The following is a 22,268-nucleotide window of genomic DNA, read 5'->3' as shown; positions in this document are numbered from 1 at the left end:
ATGAAAAAATCATATAGCTTCAATAGTTTTATTTCCAGTATGAGTTTTATGGAGGTTACTTCATTAGTGTTAACTATAAAAAAGACTTTTTTTATGAATTATTTTTTATTTTCTGCAAGTAAAATAGAAAAGCAAATAGTATTTGTCTTTTTGTTATTATGTACTAATTTTTCAGTTTTTAGTCAAAAAAATATCTACACTGCGCCTGAAGTCACAATGACATATGTTGACATTAATAATCATATGGAAGGATACTTAAGGGATCCTCAATATACAATGCCTAATCATATTTCAATTGTCCCAAAAGCTTATGCGAAATTAAAGATAGACAATGAAATTGGACCATTTCAATGGGTTAAAGTTACCGTGACAGCTTTAATTACTCCATTACTTTCTAATGGGGATGATGATACAGCAAATTCATTTTCAAAAGAGTTGACAGCTGAGTATAACCCATATGGCCATTCGTCAAATTTTGCAGATTTGTCAGTTTACGAACTTGTAAACAGTTATGGTGTCAGATTAAAAGTAGAAAATGTTCAAGTAACTAATCTTGCTAATGGCACGACAACTGATACAGTAGATCAAAATGTATCCATAGAGTTGGGTTTTAATACTGAAAGATATTATTTAATAACGAATCAACAACCCACTATAACCTCACAAATTGCCTACGACTCTGATGGGATGCCTCTAGCCCTTAATTTTAATTGGCCAAGTTTGACAGGTGCATTACAATATGAATTAGAATGGACTTGGGTTGATAATTATGCTGAGGACGGAAGTGTTTTAGCTGCTGATTTAATTGATTTTTCTTCAAGAGATTTTGAATTAAATAATACAAGAGTACAAACCGATAAAACATACTATCAAATTCCTCTGATTTATTCCAGAGGGTATGTTATTTATAGAGTTAGGGGCGTTGGTCGATTTGTAGATAATAGTGATTCTGTAGACAAAGTGTTTTATGGACCTTGGAGTTCTGGAGTGGATGATAAAACAAAAATTTCAACATGGGAGAATAGTTTTATTTCTATTAACGGTCACGAAAATCAAAAAAATTGGCAGTTTCAGGCTAGCTATGCTGAGCATGGAAAGAAAAAGGAAGTGGTAAGTTATTTTGACGGATCTCTACGTAACAGACAGACTGTTACCAAGGTTAATACTGATAAAGGAAATATAGTAGTCGGAGAAGTTATATATGATACACAAGGGAGAGCTGCCTTAGAAGTATTGCCAGTGCCGATAAAAAAGGATTACATTCGCTATTTTAAAAATTTAAATCAAAATTCTAACGGTGAGTTATATTCCCATTTAGATTTTGACTGGGATACTAAAGAGGGTGAATGTGGAGTGCCTGCCGGTATAATGAATATCAATAGTGGTTCAAGTAAATATTATTCAAAAAACAATGACTTTTTTGATAGCCCCTTTAGAAATTATATACCTGATGCTTTCCAATTTCCATTTAGTCAAATAGAATATACTCCTGATAACACCGGTAGAATATCCAGAAAAGGAGGCGTTGGCCCAGCTCATCAATTGTCTACAAATCATGAAATGCAATATTTTTATTCTATTCCTCATCAGGAAGAGCTTAACCGTTTGTTTGGTTATCAAGTAGGATATGTATCTCATTATAAAAAGAATATTGCAGTTGATCCAAATGGTCAAGTAAGTGTAAGTTATCTTGATCCACAGGGTAGAACTATAGCTACAGCATTAGCAGGAAATAGCCCTGAAAGTTTAATCCCGTTAAAGGAATCAGAAGAGGGTTTAAAAAAAATAACTGTAGACCTTTTAAATAAAGCAGATGCAAATGACGGAGATACTGAATTAGATAATAATGAACTAAGCACATCCTCTAATTTTTTCAATTATAATGATATTTTAACACTTTCAAGTCAATTAGGTGTAGCGGGCAACAATATTGACCACACTTTTAAATATAATATTTATAATAAGAATGTTTTTATTCCAGAAAAGTGCCCACAGAAATATTCATTTGTATATGATTTGCAGATTGGTTTAAAAGATCAATGTAATAATGATTTATTACACCCTCACAATTCAATGGTAATTGGAACATATGGTATAGGAACTGGTGCTTTAGTTAATTATTCACAAGGATTCACTCCTTCACCATTATTTCTAAATACTGGTAATTATTCACTGGTAAAAGAATTGAAAGTCAACAAAGAAACTCTCAATAATTATGCGGATCATTATGTGCAAATGTTGACTAATAAGGATATCGGAAAAGAATGTTATATAAGCCCGGATGGTTTTAGCCCTCAATTAAATATTGATTGTAATACTACTTGTAGTGAATGTGAACAAAGTATAGGGAGTAAATGTGAATATGTTTTAAAACAAATTAAAAACATTTATAATGTTCCTCAAACTAATACAACCATATTTATTCAAAATGAATCTGATTGTAGTATAAAAGTTTATAATTTGAATGAGAATGAAGATGAGTCAATTAATTTTGGACAACTTATAAGTCAAACGGATGTTGATCATCAAGTGATTAGTATGATTAATGATTGGAATTTATTGAGAAATACTTGTGATAAAATTTGTGGAAGTGCTTTTGCATCAAGTTGTTCAATAAATGAAAAATCATTAGAAAATGATGTTAGTCCAGGTGGTCAATATGGAATGACACCCGGTATGGTTAATAGTATAAACGATAATCCAGCAAATAGTGATAGTACTAATGCAAGTTCTACTTTATTGAGTGTTTTTAATGAAGATAATCAAATTATTTACAATGGACAAGTAAATAATACCCCAGGAAACGATTTTAATTGGAGACATCCAATGCCTATGTATACCGATACAGACGGAAGTTTATCACAAATTGAAGTTGAATATACAGGTGTGACGAGTACCAACCCTAGTGGATATACACCTCAAATAGTTTCTACCGCCGTTGTTCAAACGGGTGGTTACGTTTATCCTCAGGATTTACTATTACTTGATGATTTCATTGGCAAATGGAAGGAGTCTTGGGCAAAGTCCCTTGTTAAATACCATCCAGAGTACTGTTATTTAGAATATTCTAACAATTTATGTCAATTAATAAAAAAAACAGTTGTAAAACAATTTTCAGTTAATGCTGGTGTAACCACTGAGACGGGTTCTGTTACAAGGTTTTTAAATTCAGATGAGTATGATGGTTATTTGAATTATTTAGATACATATCAGAAGGCTTACCAAGCAGGCTTATTTGATTTAGCAAGCCCAATGATGAGCAATCCAAATATATATAGCGGTGACCCTTATTTTCAAATTATAAATGGAGAGACCCCTAATCTACTTGCTTGGAGACAAAGTATAATGCTTGAAGCTTTAAATAGTCAATACGAAACCTATTTATTAAACCAAAACGGATTAGCTACTGACCCATTAAATTACGCCAAAATGTTCCAAGCTGCGGTTATTATGGCTAGATGTAACGCAATTCAGGTATGTAATTTCAATGATGTCAGTTTAACGAGTTCAAGTTTTACAAGCTTGTCACCTAATGCCCAAGAAATCATTAAAAATAGAATATGGAATACGTATAAAAATTTATACATTTCTTTAAAACAAAAAATCAAGCATGTTTTTATTAATGCTTATGCCAAATCAAATGGTTGTTTCAACGGATGTATAGGGACAGGTGGTTCAGATAATATTACGAATGTAATCAATAATTATACTGCATATAACGGAAATAATACCTATGAAGAAATCAATACTTATATAGCTGCAAATAATCCAACTTCAACCACAACTATACCTTTATGTTCTTTGCCACAAGCTGCGGCATATGGTGCTAAGATTAAGAAGTTCATTCCAATTGATTTTGGGTATGATTCTGGAAATTTAGGTGGTTCTTTAAATCAGTTGTTAGCTCTTAATAATTATCAATATTATTTACAAACGGGAAATTGTCCATTGATAAATGATTTAAACTTGTTTATAAGTGGTCTTTTTGAAGATGTTAATTTGACAACATCTTCCAGTTTAGTAGGCTGGAATCAAATAGGGCAGGGATTGACAGCAAATTTATTTCATGAACTTACAGGGACTCCTATGCCAACTACTTTAACCCCAACTATGGGAGTTACTATAAATGGTTCGGATTTAAACTTTACTTTTGCCCCTATAGTGCCAAGCTATGTTGCTTCTGCATCACAACTGGTATTGACACTTCCTGCTTCAGCTAATTTAAGCTGGAATAATTATTCAATGGGTAATAGCAGTAATGATTGGCATATTATTGCTTGTAGCCAATTGTATTATGATGTACTTACCTCTAACTTATCGGCTAATCCACCGATTTATGGTTTCCAGATTATTGCCAGGATACAACAAGGTTCAGGGACTTTTAGAGATGTTATATTAACTGGAAAAACGATTGCTAAAATTGGTGCTTGTCATCTTGAGGGACAGTCAGGAACAGGTGAAGTTATTACGCCAGTAGTAACAGCCTGTAATGATAAAAAAATACAATTTCAAGATGCTTTTAAAGCACTTTATAATCATTTATTACAGACAAATCATTTATTTGATAGCGCTTATGATTTAACGAGTGACCCATTTTATATGAGTAGTTTTTTAAGAACTATGTTTGGCTCAACTGCTTCTGATAATGTTACATGGACCGGAACTCAACAGACAGATCATTATTTATTTCAAATATTTAAGAATTCTACCAGTATGCTTGCTTTGCAATTTTGGACAGAAAGCTTTATTGATAATGGTATAATACCACAAGATTTGATTTCATTATCCGTTGATAATTATATTTATGAACCTCAAAATTCAACCAATGAAGCCGGAAATTATATAACGAGTATTTTTAACGTTGATAACGGAACAATTACAGTAGGAGGAACTTTAACGAATTGTCAAGGGCAATATTGTCCTGGTGAGACTAAAAAACCATTGTATTTGCTATGTTGTTCTCCATGTGGCGAATGGGATTATAATGGGAATGGTATTGGAGATATCTGTGATGGTAATAATGGAAATTGTGGTACAGTAGATACTGATGGAGATGGTATTTTTGATAATTGTGATAATTGTCCAACAATTAAGAATGCCGATCAAGCTGATGCGGATAATGATGGTATTGGTGATGTATGTGATTCTGAGGGTAATCCACATCTCACATCATGTCCAATAACTCAAGAAGAAGAAGTTGCATATGAGAATAGACTTAGAGATGTTCTGAATTTTTTAATATTGCCAGGAAATCATTCCATAGCTACTTATAATAATCAGACACAATATACTGCTTATGGTCCAATACAAAGTAATGCTGTCATTTCTACATTTATTCAGCAATGCAATTTAGAGTCTCATTTTCAGGCATTAAGAGATTACCTTGTTGCTTGGCAGAATACAAATTACAATCTTCCAGTTGGTCCTTTTATAAACTATGGTTTATATTATAATACCACAGGAGGAGCTATGTTATATTTTAATAATGGGGATACATCAAATACTTCGAATATTACTATTCAATTGCATTTGCCCGATGTAGACCATATTAATTATATTGATATGACAGATACATTTTTTGGAAATGTAAGCTATGTTGACCATGTTGGTATTACTCATGTTCTTAATCACATACTAATATCTAATTATACTAAGTTTAATACTCAGGGAGAGTGGATTGGTAGTCGTTTCTGTAATTTTATAAGCAACGATTATGATCCTTTAAGCAACAGGAATAGTGCTTCTGCTGAAGGAGTTGTTTCATTTAAAGGTGACCCAGTTATTAATCAATCACCAATAACTATAAATAGAGGCGATGCTCCACCTGTAAATGCGCCTTATACAGCCGCTTGTGAATGCATCCCACAAACGGTAGCTCCAGTAGCTTGTGAAGAAAAATACACAAAGTATACGAAGTATTTAGCTGAGCATAATTTGCCTACCATTACTGTAATGCCCCAACAAGCATTTTGTGATTTGAGTTTACAATATGTAGTTGATTCTTATGTTTATTACATGAGTACTTTAAATGTTCAGTCTGCTGATGATCCAAACTTTCTGACTATAGCGCAGTTTGGAGAAACCGATTTGCATTATGGTTATAACCAAATAAACCAGGTTATAAACAACTATTTGGTCTATTGTTTAGAAAATCAAGATGACCCCGAGAGAGTATATTGGAATGATTATGTAAATACTATATATATGGCTGGCCCTCATGGATGTCCACCAGGTCCAATGCCTGCCTATTCTCCAGCGATTACTCTTCAAGATCCTTGTAAAGAATTAATGGCTAATGTAACAGCAACATATCAGTTGGATTCTTATAATGCCTATATACAATATTTGCGTAAAGAATTTATTAGACAGTACATTGAACAAGCTATTAAATATGCTGTTGAAAATTTCAAAATGACATATGGAGATCAAGAGTATCAACACACTTTATATTATTATGATCAAGCCGGAAATTTAATTCAAACTGTAGCACCTGAGGGAGTATCTAATTTAGGTGTTAGTTTAAACGCTTCAATTAATAATTTCAGAAATCATCCTAATGCTATTGAAAACCCTTTGTTAACCCCTGCTCATGGATTTAAAACTGAGTATAAGTACAATTCGCTAAACCAATTAGTATGGCAGAATACACCTGATGGTGGCATGACAAGATTTGCATATGACGCTTTAGGCAGGATTATAGCCTCTCAAAATGATAACCAACGGATTGTAGATGTAGAAACAGGAAGAGAAAAATACAGCTATTCGGTTTATGATTTTTTAGGGCGAATAATTGAAGCAGGCGAAGTATTTGTTAAGCCTGGAGATTATAATATAAGTGATGAAGGAAGGTTAATATTCGGAGGAAATGCAGTGAATGACTTTTCAGGAACCACAAATATTAGAAGAGAAGTAACTATTACGGTTTATACAGAAGATCCTCTAGTGGAATCGCCCAGCATATTTGCTTCAAGTTTATTTGTAACCAATACATCACCTGATTTTATTCCGGCTCATAACAACAGAAACAGGGTTACAGGAATTTTTTACTATGATCAACTAGATGTTCTTGATAAATTTACCAATGCAATTTTTTACAATTATGATGTTCATGGTAATGTCAAAGAATTGCTTACTTATATTACTTCTTTAAAGAATTTACCTTGTAGCCCTACAGGTGTAATTAATGAGGAAACAGGACAACTCAACGACTGTGAAAAGCATCTTAAAAGAGTAGTTTATGATTATGATTTAATCAGTGGAAATGTTAATAAGGTGACTTTTCAACCAAATAAAATAGACCAATTTATCCATAAATATAATTATGATGCGGATAATAGGTTACTCAATGTTGAAACCTCACCTGATGGAGTTGTTTGGGAAGAAGATGCGGCGTATAAATACTATCCACACGGCCCACTGGGAAGAACCCAAATAGGGGATAAGAAAGTCCAAGGACAAGACTATAGTTATACCTTACAAGGTTGGATAAAATCGGTTAATGGAGAAAATATAATGTCACCTAATAATGATATGGGGAATGATGGCAATATGTCGGGAGAAACTAAAACAAAAGATGCTTACGGTTATTCTCTAAGTTATTTTGATAATGATCAATTTACGGATTATAGAGCTATTGAAGGAGATAATGGTGATGCTGGTTACGCTCCCTTAATGTTTAGTAGAGACAATTCAATTCCAGGAAATAACAGGAATTTATTTAATGGTAATATTAAACAAATGACTACTGGTGTTAGAATTAATGAAGAAGAGGTTCTTTCAGTTCAAAAAAATAATTATACGTATGATCAGCTTAATAGAATAGTTTCATTGACCTCTAATGCTATAAAACCTAAAGAAAATGGTTCAGGTGGTTTTACGGATAGCTATTTATCCAATTATACTTATGATAGGAATGGGAATATTAAAACACTTCTTAGGAAAGCATTAAATAATGATGGTTCCATTGATGTAATGGATGATTTAAAATATGATTATCAATCGAACAATAATAAATTAACTATGGTTCATGATGAATCTTCTCCGGCTAATGAATCAGAATTTGAAAATGACCTAGAAGATCAAATTCATCAAATCCAATTAATATATCCGGACTATGTTTATAACCCTGATGATAATAATACAGGAAATTATATTTATGATCAAATAGGTCAGTTAATCCAAGATAAATCAGAACAGCTAACCATAAAATGGAGAGTTGATGGGAAGGTTAAAGGGATTATAAAAGGTTCAGGAGATTCTTATACTTATGTTGATTTTGAATATGATGGTCTTGGTAATAGAATAGCTAAATCTATACATCAAAATTTTTCTGAATCCGGTAATACAACATACTATTGTAGAGATGCTCAAGGTAATGTGCTTGGGGTATATGATTTAAAAAATAAGCGAGGTAGATTAAATTTATTTTTAAAAGAACACGATATTTATGGTAGTAGCCGAGTAGGGCTAGAAGAAAAAAATACCGTAGTGTATAGTAGTGTACCTTTATATGAGGGGCCTATTAAAGATTATGGAAAATCTACTTTGGTAAATGATAGAGAAAATGCGGTTGCAGAAAAGTGCGAAATTCAGGTTCCACCATTACCATCTGAAAATAGCATGTCAAGAATGTCATCTTGTATTGGAGACCCTGTAGTTAGAGATTATTCATTAAACTTTGGGTTAAATAAATCAGCTACATGGAATTTTAATGCGGCCATGATTACCAATCCACTACCAACTAACATTTCATTAAATACTAGTGTTACGATTAATAACAATTTATCAATACCAGTAAGTTCCATTTATACTGATTTATCGAAATTAATTTTTAATGCTACTGCTCCTGTAAATGGAATTAATATTAGTACACTTTCTCCAATTCCATCTTGTTTTACTCTAGTACAGAATGGGGATACTACTTCTGTTCAAAGGCCAACGGGGTGCCCTTCTACTTCAATGGCGCCATCTAATACTATTTTTGCTCTGAATCAATCAGGATCGGTTGAATATACGATAACAGGAGATATTAATAAATATAATGGAGTAACGGTTGGTTTTGTTGCCAATGGTGTCTATTATGGAATTAGGACTATTATAGCTGCTGGTGATCTTGTATTTAACAAAATGGTTGGAGGAGTAAGTTCATTTGTCACTTCTATTCCGTTGACTAGTTTTAATTCAAGTTATCAGCCTACCGTAAGAATAAGAAAAGCCTACAGAGGAGTCGAGTTTACTATTCCTAATAATGCCGCAAATGTTGATGTACTAGTAAATGATAGTGCAACTAACACGAGATTTAATGCTTACTCTGCTACTTTGAGAGTTGATTTTGCAAATACTAATACATCTATATTAAACCTAAAAGTAGTCCCTGAACCAATTTATGATGTTACTACAGAAGTAAAACTTTCGGTTAGAAAAAATGCCGCGGATTCTTATAAACCAAGAGTTACCATCAATAAATATTCAAGAATAATTAACAGCATTGATCCAACTAATACTATACTTAACTCCTATGAAGCTACTGCAGTTGCTAACGTGCCGAGTAATTTTGAACTTGACTTTACTACTAACTTCTCTTCAACATCTGGGGTACTTAAAATTAATGGAGCTCAAAATCAAAGTTTGACTTCAAATTGGGTTCCATCCAATACTCCCACTGTTGGAGCTATAACTATACCAACAGGCAGTAATAGAATAGGGAATTTCAGTACCATGTATGATTTTGATGTTTGTTATTTTAATTATAACTTTAATAATCTGATTGTTGATAATTATAATTTTGATGATAATGCGAATCCATTATCCCCAACTGGAAGCCCATCCTCAAATGCAATAATGAACCAAAATGGAGCAGTAAGACAATATGGTCCATGCTTGTTAGATCAAGATGAAGACGGACTTTATGATATATATGAAGTTGTATTTGACTCGCCTACCTCAGTAACTTATGCTGAAATAGATACAGATGGGGACGGTTGCCCTAACCATTTGGATGCTGATGATGACGGTGATGGAATTAATACCATTTATGAAGGAGCTAATAATGACGGCGATCATAATCCTAATACAGGTACAGTACTGAATACCGATGCAGCTTCAGCAACAAATCCTGATGGTATTCCAAATTATCTTGATTCTGATGATGATGGTGATGGTTTATTCACTTTATATGAAGGTCCGGCACCGGATGGAGGTATTTTGTCAACGGATACTGATACTGATGGTAATCCTAATTATCTAGATAATGACGATGATAATGATGGTTTATATACTTTTTATGAAAGTGCTGATCCTGACGGAAATCATATTCCTTATGATGCTATAAATACCGATAGTTATCCAACACTAAATACCAATAGTGGTATAATAGATAGTCTCCCTAACTATTTGGATACAGATGATGATGGTGATGGTATTTTAACCATTAATGAATATTCAGATCCAAATGGTGATGGTAATCCTGCTGACGCCGTAAATACTGATATTACTAATTCATCAGGAAACCAATATGTGGCTATTGATGGTATCCCGAATTATTTGGATGTAGATGATGATGGAGATGGCTATCAAACATGGGAAATCATCGAAGGAGGTCCGGGATATGTTAACTATCCTATCCCAGGAGCCGAATACACGATGGATACAGATGGTAATGGTATTCCTAATTATTTGGATTATAATCATGCTATTTTTGATCCAACCGGACCATTCTCCTATAAAAATTATAAAAACCTTGTTGGAGACAAAAGATATGAGCTTAAAAACCATTTAGGAAATGTACTAGTTGTTATTAATGATAAGAAGATACCTTACAAGCCATATGCGAGTATACCATTCTTTAATGCTGATGTTATTGCCTACAATGATTACTATCCTTTTGGAAGTCTAGTTCCTAAACGCCACGGTGGCATTGATGACTATCGTTATGGGTTTAATGGTAAGGAAAAAGATGATGAATTAAAAGGTGAAGGAGTTCAATATGATTATGGATTTAGAATATATGATGCGAGGTTAGGTAAATTTTTATCTACTGACCCACTATTTAAAGGTTATCCATGGTACACACCTTATCAATTTGCGGGTAATACACCAATTCAAGCAATTGACTTAGATGGCCTTGAAGAGCGAATAATGATTCGCGAAATGTATGCTGGGGTAGTATTAAGAAGATATGTAATATTTGTTCCTACCTCTGAAAGGATAAAAGAAGGAGTAGACGATAAAACAGTAGCTATTTTTAAATATGAAACTAGCACACCAGAAGGTAAAAATGAGTTCAATGCGGCTCGTGCTAACCTTACTAGTCTTGAAGGGAGAAAACGATTAATGAGAGTATTCCAAAATAATTATCAAAAAATTAAAAAATTTGATCAAATGCCTGCGGATGATTCTCAAGCTTTAAATTCAGCAATGGCTAAAGGAATGGCCGACAAAAAGGTTTCAAATAAATATGTTACTAACATAGCTATTCAACCTTTTGTTGTTCAATTTAAAACTGACTGTAGTATTATTGACTCATTTACACCAATAGAAAAGGAACAGCTCGAAAAAGCTGCAACTATTTCAAAAGGAACCGGAGCGACACTTAATATAGTAGGTGTTTCAAGTGGAGTGCCAAGCAGATATACAGGTAGAAGTTCTGATGGAAGCATAGTTAAAGGTGAGCTAAATGTAGATAATAATAATATTCTTTCTAATGATCGAGCAAATTTTATCAAACAAGTGTTAATAAAAGATTATGGGGTTGATGAAAGTAAGATAACAATTGGAGTTCCTGAAGTTGAAAAAAAATCTGAAAATGATACTGAAAATAAAAATAATCAAAGAGCTGAAATTAGAATTATTTTATCGGATGATTCATTCAAAACAAATTAATTGTTTTTACATTCTATTATTAATTTCAAATAATTTAATTTCTCAAAAATGGAACATTTGTATTTATGATAATGATTTACAATTCAAAGGGCATTATTCGAAGCCATTGGATTCAATTTCTTATTCCGATAATAATTTTTTTAATTTTGATGAAAAATTATATTTTTCGAATTTTGAAGGATGTTACATTAGATTTTTTCCGAGTTATCCGGATGATGATATAGATAAGAAGATTGATTCATTATTTTTTAAAAGAGATTTATCGAATCAATTTGAACTTAATGTAGCATCAAGTAAATATTCATACAAACAATTTGAGGAATTTTATTTAATAGGCGAGCCATTTCCTGAATTAAGTTTAAATTCAGGCTTTTCATCTGAAATTATTATACCAGATGGGAGATGGATTAAACTAGATAGGTATAAAAATAAAGTCTATGATTTTGAAATTAACGATTTTAAATTAAATGGCTTTATCTATCTTTATTATCCTCTTTCAAACAAGGTAAAAAGGATTAGCCACTACACTAAGGGTTTTTTTTCGAAAATCAACATTAACCTTTTTAAAAATGGTGAGGTAAGGTATATTGATTATGAAAATTTTGATTCGGATAAAACTCAACCATTATATATTCTTAATGACTCAAATGGTTTAAAAAGACATATTATTTACCCTAAACAGTTTGATATTATATATGAGAAAGGTAAAATAATAAAATACTATACGATAGACAATGATTTTTTTAACGGAAAATACTTTATAAAAAATGAAAATGGAAGTATAATTGAAGAAGGAAAGTATAGGCATGGCAGGCGGAAAGGAATAATCAGATATTATAACGATAACGGGGAGCTAGATAAAATTGAGTATTATTTGTTGGGAATTAAACTATGGAGTAAAAAAAATTGATTGACCATCAGAAACTTTATATCAAAGTGTAATTGTTTGTGTTAATTTCAAAGCCATCACTTCGAATGATTTCAATACATTTAGGGAAAATTATATAGAAAAGTACTAAGAAAAAGTTGTCGATTATTTTTCATCTTTGCTTGTTAAAAACACTCACAACTATAAATGCTGGAAATCTGAGGGGACTTATAGTACAAAATTTTTAGCTTAAACTACTCGATAATCATTTACATATAATTATTACTTACAGTAATCTAATATCTCTCCAGCTTACTATGCACTTTTTCTATCTCCTTATCAATATATACTTGGGCATAGTGAACATAGCGATTAAAGGAACTGCTGGCATGACTATGCCCACTAATTTTACGTACTAAGTGTTCAGGCATACCAAGAATTAGTAGTGTAGTAATGGCGGTTCTTCGCATCATATGCGAACTCATTTTATCACAAAAACGGTCCTTGCTTTCTTTGCTACTTGCTATTCGTTTGGTTATCCCTTGTTTCTCACGGGATATTTCTATTGGAGCTGTAAACTCGGCTAATTCACCTATACGCTTTAGGCTTTTGTTAAAATTGAAAAGTGTTATTGGTGCAAAAAGTGCCGTCTTACTATTTTTGGACTGGTATTTTTGAAAAATTAAAATAGCATAGTTAGCCAGTTTGATTGAACTACTCGTTTTGGTTTTTTTTGATTTTAATTTTAAATACCAATCATCGCCTGATTGCTCAAAATTTTTATTGGTGAGTAAAAAAATATCTGAATAACGTAAACCCGTGGTACATCCAAAAACAAATATATCTTTCACTCTTTTTAGGCTTGGTGTTAATTTGGTTTCAAATTCCTTATCGTGAATTAGAAATTTTAATTGCTCGGGAGATAATACTAGGATGTCAATTTCTTCTTTCCTGACATAAAATTGTTTATGAAAGTCACCGGCATAAATATCTTTCTCCAGTTTTAAGTAATTAAAAAATACCCGTATCACTTTGATAGTTGCCCCAACGTAGTTGTCAAAACACCCCTTTTTATATAGAAAGTCCGTAAAGTTCTTGTAAAATTTTTTCCAATAATTTTTTTCAGAAAGCAATTCTTTCTTTGTGAGTTTTAAGATATCGCAAACTCTGAGTTCTGTGTTGGTTTCTTCTGAAAATAATATGAGATTTTTAAGTACATATATATAATTATCTATGGAGCTTTTGGCTATGCGTTCCCCATTCTTTTTTAATCGTTTGCCCGATTCGGATTCTTTAATAAACTGTTTGAATAAAGGAATTAATGGCTTGGGGGTTTTCATTTTTCATTTTTTATAATAGAATAAAAAAACAAAGAAAAACTATTCTTAACGAATAGTCTTTCTTGTAGGTCTATTTTTAAGTGATGTAAACACCTTTTTAAAACGTTAAATCATATATAATCAGAATAAATATTAAAAATAGATTAATATAAAATAATGTTAAGTATAGCACATAATATTTTTTACATTTTAAAATAGATTTTTTGTCCTCAACATTAATCACATTTTGTAAACCTGAATTTAAAATTTTTAAAGAAACTCTCTTGTAAGTGATAATTAAACCTTTTCTGTTTAAATCCAAGTATAAAAGATTAACAAAAAAATTTATTCCTATTGAAATGATAAAGATTATAACTATAATAGATACATATATTTTCATGTTCAATTTTTAATTAAGTTATTACGACTTTTTCTTTTCTGTCTTTTTCTTTTCAGGTTTTTTAGCTTCAGGTTTTTTTGCCTCAGCTTTTTTATTTTCAGTTTTTTTAGTCTCCGTCTTTTTCTTTTCGGCTTTATTAGTTTCCACTTTTTTAGTTTCTTTTTTATCCGGAGTATTTGAGTTAGATTTTTCTTGTTCAACTTGCATAGTGTAGTAATTTTTAGCAGCGTCAATTGCTTTCTTTAAATCTTTAACAGGAATACCTGCTTCTTCTGCCCAATCTTCAATTGTATCACCTAGTTCTTCCCAAGTAACAGTTCCGATTAGAAAAGAATAGCCAACGGTAGCATGAAACTCAATACCGGCACCACCTCCTACTTTTGGAATAGCACCTCCAGCTCCCATTTTAGTATCATTGACATGCCCGTTTTTGTCTTGTTGTAATGAAATTTCTAAATCACCACCGTTGCCCATTGCTGATCCTCCCAAACTAACTCCCCAGCCTCCTAATTGTTCTGAGTTTGTAACATTAGGAAATAAACTAACAGACAATCCCGCGCCAATTGATACCCCCGCACCAACTCCACCTTCAGGAGTTACGAATAACGAAATTCCATTAGGAGCTACAACAACAGAAACACCAATAGCCACTGATACGATGAGAAATGTTGCTCTTCCACTTATTGTAACTTTAGCGGCTTCTAAACCTTCTAGCTCAACCCGATCAATAACCCTATTTTCACTAAATGCATAGGGACTATTCCAAGGATATTTTGCAGTTAAAGGATCAATCGCAAAAAACCTCCCTATTCTCGGGTCATGCATTCTAAAATCATAATTCAAAGAATTTCCTTCTCCCTTAATCTCATCATCTTTCTCCTGTCCTTGGAACCCATAACGATAGTCATCAATGCCACCGTGGCGTTTAGGAACTAGACTTCCAAAAGGAGGGTAATCTTTTTCGCTGTACTATCAATAAATACAATGAACTTGACGCTTTTAAAAATAGCAAATTATGTTGCTATTTGGACAGAAATCGTATTATTTTCAAAGGTAAATATTATTTTATTGCCCCGTTTCTTTATTTTTATTTTTTTCCTAAAAGTCTTATATTGCATAAGTTTTAAAATAATAGAATTTTGAGAGATTCAGTTGTAAATTTGGTTATAGGGACTGTTGTTGTTTTATCATTTTTTTCTTTTCAAGAGCCTAGGCTTAAAAAAAGAATTACGGATAGTAATTTTAAATATGAGTTTTATGTAACTGATAATAAGCCTGATGTGATGTCAGACAGGGTCTATTATTGGTTTAAGGGCGGCGCTATTCACAATTCAGAAAATGGTATTGCTGGGGAACTGCTTGATGAAACTTTTGATAAATTTTATTTAAATAATCAGTTAGCAGAATCAGGCACATTCAAAAATGGGCTAAAAGTTGGTCTATGGAAAACTTGGCATACAAATGGATTCTTAGCTACTAGTCAGTATTGGAATGATGGTCGAAGAAAGGGAATGAATTTTCATTATAGTGATAGAGGAGAATTGATCGAAAAAGGACGTTACAGTAGAGGTAAAAAGCAGGGAGTGTGGATAAATTTTATTTCAAAAGACACCGTTACTTTTAATAACGGCGAGAAAGTAATACCAAGTCAAGTGGATTTGGCCAGAGAAGCTAAAATAAAAGAAAATAAGGCTAAAAGAAAAATAAAGCGCGATGAAAAGAAAAAGGATAAGCAATTAGAGAAAGAAAAACGAAAAGCCGACAAAACTAAAGCTACTTCCAATAAAGAAAACGATACAAGAGGAAATAATAAAATGAATTCCTCAAATAATAATCCGGAGCCTAAAGCTAAAAAAGATAATTTCTTTAAGAGATTATTTTCTAAAAAGGAGAAGTCAAATGGTAAAGGCAAATAGTTTACTCTATGCTGTTTATGTTTGTTTACTGGTTTCAATATTATGCGGAGCCTTATTGTATTTTTCTAGTTTATATACAATGCTCAATACCTTCTATAACACTAGAGAGGATATGTATGTTCAAAATGAATCAATTTTGAACTATGCACTTACCCAAGGAGATGAAGAAAATACAATGGTTAACAAAGAGAACGGAATTGTCTCCAACTACCAGATGAAATCACATGGGTTGCTTAATGTAATTGTTGTAAGCAGCATTTTAAAAAATGACACCATTGCATCTGCTCATTTTGTAGGGCATTATGCCACCAATACAACAGCCTTATATTTGAGCAATTTTTCTAATGATTTGTCTTATTCTGGTAATGTAACTTTAATTGGAGATAAACTATTGCCTAGTAAATTTATTGATGAAAAATACATTACTAGTGCTCAGAGCAATTTGAAGTCCATAGGAAGGATAGGTTTGTCCACCAGTGTTTTACCGGAGATAAGTCCTGATTTTAAAAAAGTATTTGAAGAAAAAAATCGGCAGGCTTTTTTTTAAAAGATATAGAAAAGAGTAGGGACTCTATTTATTTTAATTCCTTTTTAAGTAAGACTATTGAGGTGGAGTTGAACTCACCGCTACTTGAAAATGTAATTATTAAAGGGAATTTTATTTTATATGCTAAAGATTCAATTACCATTAGTGCTAATGATGTATTAGAAGATGTAATTATAAAGGCTCCAATAATTAAAATAAGCAAAGGTTTCAAGGGGAATATTCAGGCTATTGCCACTAAAAAGATTGTGATAGAAGATGACGTTATACTTAATTATCCATCGGTAATGGCTATTTATAATACTTCCAATGAAAAGAGTGAGATGACGATTAATAAAAACTGTTCTATTTATGGCGCTGTGGTGTTATTTGGTACACGATTGAATAATATTGATGATAACAGTATAGTACTAAAAGAAGATACAAAAATAGTAGGTGATGTTTACTGTACCGGAAAATTGATGGTATACGGTAGTGTTTACGGTTCGGTATATACTAATAAAATTTTTAGCCGAACTTCCTCGGGAAATTATGAGAACTGCATTATAAATGGAGAAATAGATGTTACAAAAAGACCTAACTATTTTATCTCCATACCACTATTTAAAAACAAGAATGAACCGTATGGCATATTTAAGAAAGTATTGTAGACTATCGGCTAATTCTATTTTGGAATCAGTAATTGCTTTATGCATTATTGCTATATGTCTTTATGTGGCAGTATTGGTTTATGCAGCGGTATTTACTCCTAAAACTTCTCCTAAATTTTACGGTTCTAGGAACAGGTTGGCAGAAATATATTATATGGTTCAGGTTAATCCCGATACGATTGAAAAAATGTCAAATGATAATTTAGTTATCCATCAGGAATGGGTTAACAGTAATTTGCAGGAATTCAGTATTAACTATAAAGACAGTTCCGGAGTGTTTATTAAGAATGATTTTTTTGTTCAGCAACAAAATGAAAAATAAATTGACTGCAACAGCGAGAGCCTTTTCTGTATTAGAGGCAGCATTTAGCATGGTCATTACGGCTATAGTGATTGGTTTGGTTTTTATTGTTTTTAGCATATTATCCGAAAGAATGCTCGATTTTAAGAATCAAAATCAATTTGTTGCCGATATGAACCGATTAACTTATGCTTTAAATAAGGATATCTTTGACAGTGAGAAAATGTCAAGGGATGATGAGAATATTGTCTTTAATACTTATGCGGGAGCTAATGTAAAATACCTGCGTGTTGATGAATACACCATAAGAAGTAAAGATGGTTTTCAAGACACTTTTAGAATTCCATTGACACATTTTATCATAGATACAGTTAAAAACAAAAATAACCGCATCGTTTTTCAGCGTCTTTCTTTGGAATTGAATGTCAATCAACAGCTGATGAATCTGAAGTTTTTTAAAAAAGTATATTCTAATGAATTAATGAAAAACTATAAATAGGATGAGTATTGATTTAAGTAACTATAAGAATATCTCGGCAAATAAAACAGAATTTAACTTTGAATTAAAATCTTTAACCGGTACTAAAAAGTTATCGGACAAGAAGAAAGAAGTGTTTTATCGAGAATTGGGGATGTTATTAAAATCAGGAGTTGATTTTAAAAAAGCACTGGAAATCTTAAGCCACCAGGCCAAATCTAAACTTGAGCAAAGCATCATTATTGATATTAAAGAAAAAGTGGTTTTGGGTAAAAGCATTTGTGAAGCTATGATCAGTACCAATCAATTTTCACCATATGAATATTACAGCATTCAAATTGGTGAAGAAACTCGAAAATTAGAAGAAGTATTAAATGAATTGCAGAAATTTTTCAATAGAAAAATTCAAATGCGCCGCCAAGTCATCTCAGTCTTAACCTATCCTTGTATAGTAATGTTGGTTACTATTTCCGTACTCTATTTTATGTTGAATAAAGTAGTGCCAATGTTCAGTTCTGTTTTTAAACAATTTGGAAGCGAGCTACCCAAAAGCACTCAAATGATTATCAAAATATCAAATCATTCAGGAGCATTATTTCTGTTTTTATTTTTATTAATAACTGGATTAGTTGTTTTTCATTATCTCTTCAAAGAAAAAGATTCTTATAGGGACATTACCTCAAAAATTGTTTTGAGGATACCTTATTTTGGTGATTTAATCAAGAAAATATATATTTCCCGGTTTTGCCAATCTATGAATTTATTAACTACGTCTAAAACGTCGTTAATTACCTCCTTATCATTAACTTCAAAAATGATAGGTTTTTATCCTATTGAAAAATCAATCGAAAGCATTAAAGGTGATGTAACCAAGGGGATTTCTTTAAGTGACAGTCTGAAAAAACACAGCGTATACGAAAATAAAATGGTTTCAATGATTGAGGTAGCAGAGCAAGTAAATCAATTAGATGTTATGTTTGAAAGACTAACAGAACAATACAACGAAGAAATAAATCATCAAACTAAAATGATTGGTGTGATTTTGGAGCCAATGATTATTATCTTTATTGGAGTTATAGTCGGAGTTATAATGATATCGATGTATGCTCCAATGTTCGATTTAAGTAAGATTATCAAAAATTAAAGGAATAGTATTAATTTAGGAAATACCTTGTATAATTAAAAAAAAACCTTTAATTAGAAGTCAAATTATTAATAACACTGAATTGCGAATTCAGATGCTAAATAAGCAATAAATTTTATCCTTAAATTATAATAGAAGATGAAAAAGTCAGGAATTAAAATGGTTAAAAAAATTAAAGGAACTATGGTTAAAGCCTACTCTATGACTGAAATATTAATTGTACTGTGCATAATTGGAATTATTCTTTTAATGGTTTTACCCAATCAAACTGCGGTTATCAGTCAGGCTAAAGCCATAGAAGCTCAGGCTATGCTGAATCAAGTTTACGGGCTGGAAAAAAGCCATTTTTACCGGTATTCAAAATACAGCAATAATCTTGAGGAGTTAGGTTTTGAACAAGAGTTGACTGTGGATCAAGGAGGACAAGCTGTTTATAAAGTGGAGGTTATAGATGCTACCAACGATTCTTTTTTGGCCAGAGCCACTTCTGTTTCTGATTTAGATAGTGATGGTGCCTTTAATACATGGGAAATTGACAATAAGAAAATATTAACGGAAGTAACAAAGGAGTAGATTGGATTTTATTATTACAGGATTGCTATTGAGCTTAATTATAGTGCTATTTCAGGATTTGAAGTTCAGGAAGATACATGTAGTATTGCCTGTATTGATTTTTTTGTTTTCTGTTTTCCTATTTAATAAAAAATCCGGATTGATGAGTTCTATATATATAACCAATATGTTGTTTTTTATAGTAATAATAGCAGTTTTAGTATTGTATATGAGCTTAAAAAACAGAAAGCTATTAAACCCCTTTTCCCATTATTTCGGTTTAGGAGATTTGTTATTTTTCATTAGTATTACTCCCTTGTTTTTAAATTTTAATTACATTCTTTTTTTTATACTCTCCATGATTTTTTCGATTGTATTGTACCTATTGTTTCAAAAAGGAATGAAAGAAAAAACAATCCCCTTAGCTGGGTTTTCAGCTTTGCTATTACTGTTATTTTTACTAAAAGATTTTTTGCTTAATTATACTAAAATGACCATAATATAAGACCATGCAAGAAATCAATATTACTCCCGAAAATCAACATATTATTTCGAGTGATTTAGCTAATCATTATAAGATTGTGCCTAAAAATGCTGATGAGAACAGCATAACTTTTTTTGTAGATACTACTTATAACACTAAAGATTCTATAGAAGAGTTGGAGTTGCTTTTGGGAAAAGATGTATTTTTTTTACCTTTTGAAAGTAATGAAATCGAAAAAGCACTCTCGTTATATTACAGAAAAGATAGAGGTAGTAATGCTTCACAATCTTTAAATATAGATAAAGGAGATTTTTTAGAAAATTTGCTTTACGAAGCAAAGTCACTAAAAAGTAGTGATATTCATTTTGAAATATATGAGTTGGATGCCAGAATCAGATTTAGGATTGACGGTCAGCTTATTGAACGCTATAAAATAGATAAAGAAAATTATTTAGAGTTAGTCAATAAAGTAAAAATTAAAGCAAAGCTTAATATTACTGAGAAAAGATTGCCTCAAGATGGTAGGATTACCAATGATTCCTATGATATAAGGGTTTCTATTTTACCGACACTCTTTGGAGAAAAGATTGTGATGCGTTTGTTAGGCAATGATGCTTCTAATATTGATTTGAATACACTAGGTTTGGATGGTGATGAGTTGCACTATTATCTTGAAGCTATTAAAAAGCCTAATGGAATCATTTTAATTAGTGGTCCAACCGGTTCAGGTAAAACTACCACTCTGTATGCTACTTTGAAATTATTAAATGATACAGTCCGCAATATAGTTACTGTTGAAGATCCAATAGAGTATACTCTTAAAGGAATAAATCAGGTTCAGCTTAAAGAAGACATTGGATTAACATTTGCTTCAACTTTACGATCTTTTCTTCGTCAAGACCCAGACATCATTATGCTTGGAGAAATCAGGGATTCTGAGACCGCTATGATGGCAATAAGAGCTTCGTTAACCGGTCACTTGGTTTTATCTACCATACATACCAATTCGGCAGTAGGAACTGTTGCCAGATTAATTGATATGGGTATACCACCATATTTAATTGCTGAAACGTTAAATATTTCAGTAGCACAACGCTTAATCAGAAAACTTTGTTCCCATTGTAAACTACCCATTGACTTTACTGCAGAAGACTTTCCCAGTAGTTTTCAAATACCTTACAAAATTGATAAATTGTATAAAGCTATTGGATGTAATAAATGTTATCATACCGGTTATAGTGGTAGAAAAGCAATATACGAGATATTAAACGTAGATTTTAAAACAGCAAACCACATAAAAATAATGAAGTAAATACTATATTCAGTGATAAGGCTAATCATAAGTCTCTACCAGATAGGGCTTTTGATATACTTTCAAGCGGTGAAACTGCACTGGAGGAAATTTATTCAATTTTAATCAATGCTTGATAATGATAAACAAAATTATATATACTGTTATTGGATTTTTTGTTATTAACCTTTCGTTTGGTCAACAAGATTATACGGAGATTAATAAGAAGTTCGAAGATTTTTCGAAGATTAAAAAAGGACTGAATGATGTAATGAAAACAGATGTTTCCGGTTTAACATTATATGATTTTATCAACTCGATAGCTCAAGAACATCAGTTGAACGTTAGTGTTGATACAGATTTAAATCAACCTGTTGTTAATAATTTTTCGATGTAACCGTAAAGGATGTTTTTACTTTTTTGGTTCAGAAATATGATCTT

General features: G+C 31.8%; 12 protein-coding genes and 1 pseudogene. 11 read left to right on the top strand and 2 right to left on the bottom strand.

Annotated features, from left to right (window positions below; genetic code table 11):
* Positions 1 to 11,880 carry an RHS repeat-associated core domain-containing protein gene (locus GUU89_RS00140; RefSeq protein ID WP_162126053.1) on the top strand — a complete coding sequence of 3,960 codons (11,880 nt, stop codon included), beginning with the start codon at positions 1 to 3 and terminating at the stop codon, positions 11,878 to 11,880.
* Positions 11,804 to 12,790 (top strand): toxin-antitoxin system YwqK family antitoxin, encoded by a 987-nt coding sequence (locus GUU89_RS00135; protein WP_162126052.1) that lies wholly within the window; start codon positions 11,804 to 11,806, stop codon positions 12,788 to 12,790. The genes GUU89_RS00140 and GUU89_RS00135 overlap by 77 nt, the downstream gene beginning before the upstream one ends.
* A gap of 254 nt (positions 12,791 to 13,044) precedes the next feature.
* Here the strand turns inward: GUU89_RS00135 and GUU89_RS00130 are convergent, their stop codons facing one another.
* Together GUU89_RS00130 and GUU89_RS14745 are read right to left on the bottom strand one after the other, a co-directional pair.
* Positions 13,045 to 14,088, bottom strand: coding sequence for a tyrosine-type recombinase/integrase (locus GUU89_RS00130; protein ID WP_162126051.1), 1,044 nt, complete (start codon positions 14,086 to 14,088; stop codon positions 13,045 to 13,047).
* 400 nt (positions 14,089 to 14,488) lie between these two features.
* A pseudogene (locus tag GUU89_RS14745) lies at positions 14,489 to 15,409 on the bottom strand (RHS repeat-associated core domain-containing protein); the annotation flags it as partial.
* 197 nt (positions 15,410 to 15,606) lie between these two features.
* On the opposite strand from GUU89_RS14745, the gene GUU89_RS00120 reads away from it, so the two are divergent.
* The 9 genes from GUU89_RS00120 to GUU89_RS14865 all read left to right on the top strand — a co-directional run bounded on the left by GUU89_RS00120 (position 15,607) and on the right by GUU89_RS14865 (position 22,224).
* The gene (locus GUU89_RS00120; protein WP_162126050.1) at positions 15,607 to 16,383 is read left to right on the top strand and encodes a toxin-antitoxin system YwqK family antitoxin; all 777 of its coding nucleotides are present in this window, start codon (positions 15,607 to 15,609) and stop codon (positions 16,381 to 16,383) included.
* Entirely contained in the window at positions 16,367 to 16,930 is a 564-nt protein-coding gene (locus GUU89_RS00115; protein ID WP_162126049.1) for a hypothetical protein, read from the top strand. Before GUU89_RS00120 ends, GUU89_RS00115 begins: the two co-directional genes overlap by 17 nt.
* Positions 16,931 to 16,998: 68 nt before the next feature.
* A complete protein-coding gene (locus GUU89_RS00110; RefSeq protein ID WP_162126048.1) occupies positions 16,999 to 17,577 on the top strand; it encodes a hypothetical protein in 579 nt (192 codons plus the stop codon).
* Positions 17,552 to 17,899, top strand: coding sequence for a hypothetical protein (locus GUU89_RS00105; protein WP_162126047.1), 348 nt, complete (start codon positions 17,552 to 17,554; stop codon positions 17,897 to 17,899). The genes GUU89_RS00110 and GUU89_RS00105 overlap by 26 nt, the downstream gene beginning before the upstream one ends.
* Positions 17,889 to 18,377 (top strand): hypothetical protein, encoded by a 489-nt coding sequence (locus GUU89_RS00100; protein ID WP_162126046.1) that lies wholly within the window; start codon positions 17,889 to 17,891, stop codon positions 18,375 to 18,377. Before GUU89_RS00105 ends, GUU89_RS00100 begins: the two co-directional genes overlap by 11 nt.
* A 1-nt stretch (position 18,378) precedes the next feature.
* Positions 18,379 to 19,500 carry a type II secretion system F family protein gene (locus GUU89_RS00095; RefSeq protein ID WP_162126045.1) on the top strand — a complete coding sequence of 374 codons (1,122 nt, stop codon included), beginning with the start codon at positions 18,379 to 18,381 and terminating at the stop codon, positions 19,498 to 19,500.
* A gap of 138 nt (positions 19,501 to 19,638) precedes the next feature.
* A complete protein-coding gene (locus GUU89_RS00090; RefSeq protein WP_162126044.1) occupies positions 19,639 to 20,073 on the top strand; it encodes a type IV pilin protein in 435 nt (144 codons plus the stop codon).
* A 488-nt stretch (positions 20,074 to 20,561) separates the two neighbouring features.
* Complete coding sequence (locus GUU89_RS00085) at positions 20,562 to 21,848, top strand: GspE/PulE family protein (protein WP_235921904.1); 1,287 nt, start codon at positions 20,562 to 20,564, stop codon at positions 21,846 to 21,848.
* A 118-nt stretch (positions 21,849 to 21,966) separates the two neighbouring features.
* The gene (locus tag GUU89_RS14865; protein ID WP_235921903.1) at positions 21,967 to 22,224 is read left to right on the top strand and encodes a hypothetical protein; all 258 of its coding nucleotides are present in this window, start codon (positions 21,967 to 21,969) and stop codon (positions 22,222 to 22,224) included.
* Positions 22,225 to 22,268: the final 44 nt, after the last annotated feature.

The sequence above is a fragment of the Flavobacterium phycosphaerae genome, from assembly GCF_010119235.1.
GTDB classification, from domain to species: Bacteria; Bacteroidota; Bacteroidia; order Flavobacteriales; family Flavobacteriaceae; genus Flavobacterium; species Flavobacterium phycosphaerae.
The sequence above is the reverse complement of the archived record's forward strand: the minus strand, read 5'-3'. Positions and strand labels throughout refer to the sequence as shown.

Excerpts from the sequence above, each read along its gene's own strand:
- GUU89_RS00140 (WP_162126053.1), top strand. The coding sequence starts at position 1 with ATGAAAAAATCATATAGCTTCAATAGTTTTATTTCCAGTATGAGTTTT.
- GUU89_RS00135 (WP_162126052.1), top strand. The coding sequence starts at position 11,804 with ATGATACTGAAAATAAAAATAATCAAAGAGCTGAAATTAGAATTATTT.
- GUU89_RS00130 (WP_162126051.1), bottom strand. The coding sequence starts at position 14,088 with ATGAAAACCCCCAAGCCATTAATTCCTTTATTCAAACAGTTTATTAAA.
- GUU89_RS00115 (WP_162126049.1), top strand. The coding sequence starts at position 16,367 with ATGGTAAAGGCAAATAGTTTACTCTATGCTGTTTATGTTTGTTTACTG.
- GUU89_RS00105 (WP_162126047.1), top strand. The coding sequence starts at position 17,552 with ATGGCATATTTAAGAAAGTATTGTAGACTATCGGCTAATTCTATTTTG.
- GUU89_RS00100 (WP_162126046.1), top strand. The coding sequence starts at position 17,889 with ATGAAAAATAAATTGACTGCAACAGCGAGAGCCTTTTCTGTATTAGAG.
- GUU89_RS00095 (WP_162126045.1), top strand. The coding sequence starts at position 18,379 with ATGAGTATTGATTTAAGTAACTATAAGAATATCTCGGCAAATAAAACA.
- GUU89_RS00090 (WP_162126044.1), top strand. The coding sequence starts at position 19,639 with ATGAAAAAGTCAGGAATTAAAATGGTTAAAAAAATTAAAGGAACTATG.
- GUU89_RS00085 (WP_235921904.1), top strand. The coding sequence starts at position 20,562 with ATGCAAGAAATCAATATTACTCCCGAAAATCAACATATTATTTCGAGT.
- GUU89_RS14865 (WP_235921903.1), top strand. The coding sequence starts at position 21,967 with ATGATAAACAAAATTATATATACTGTTATTGGATTTTTTGTTATTAAC.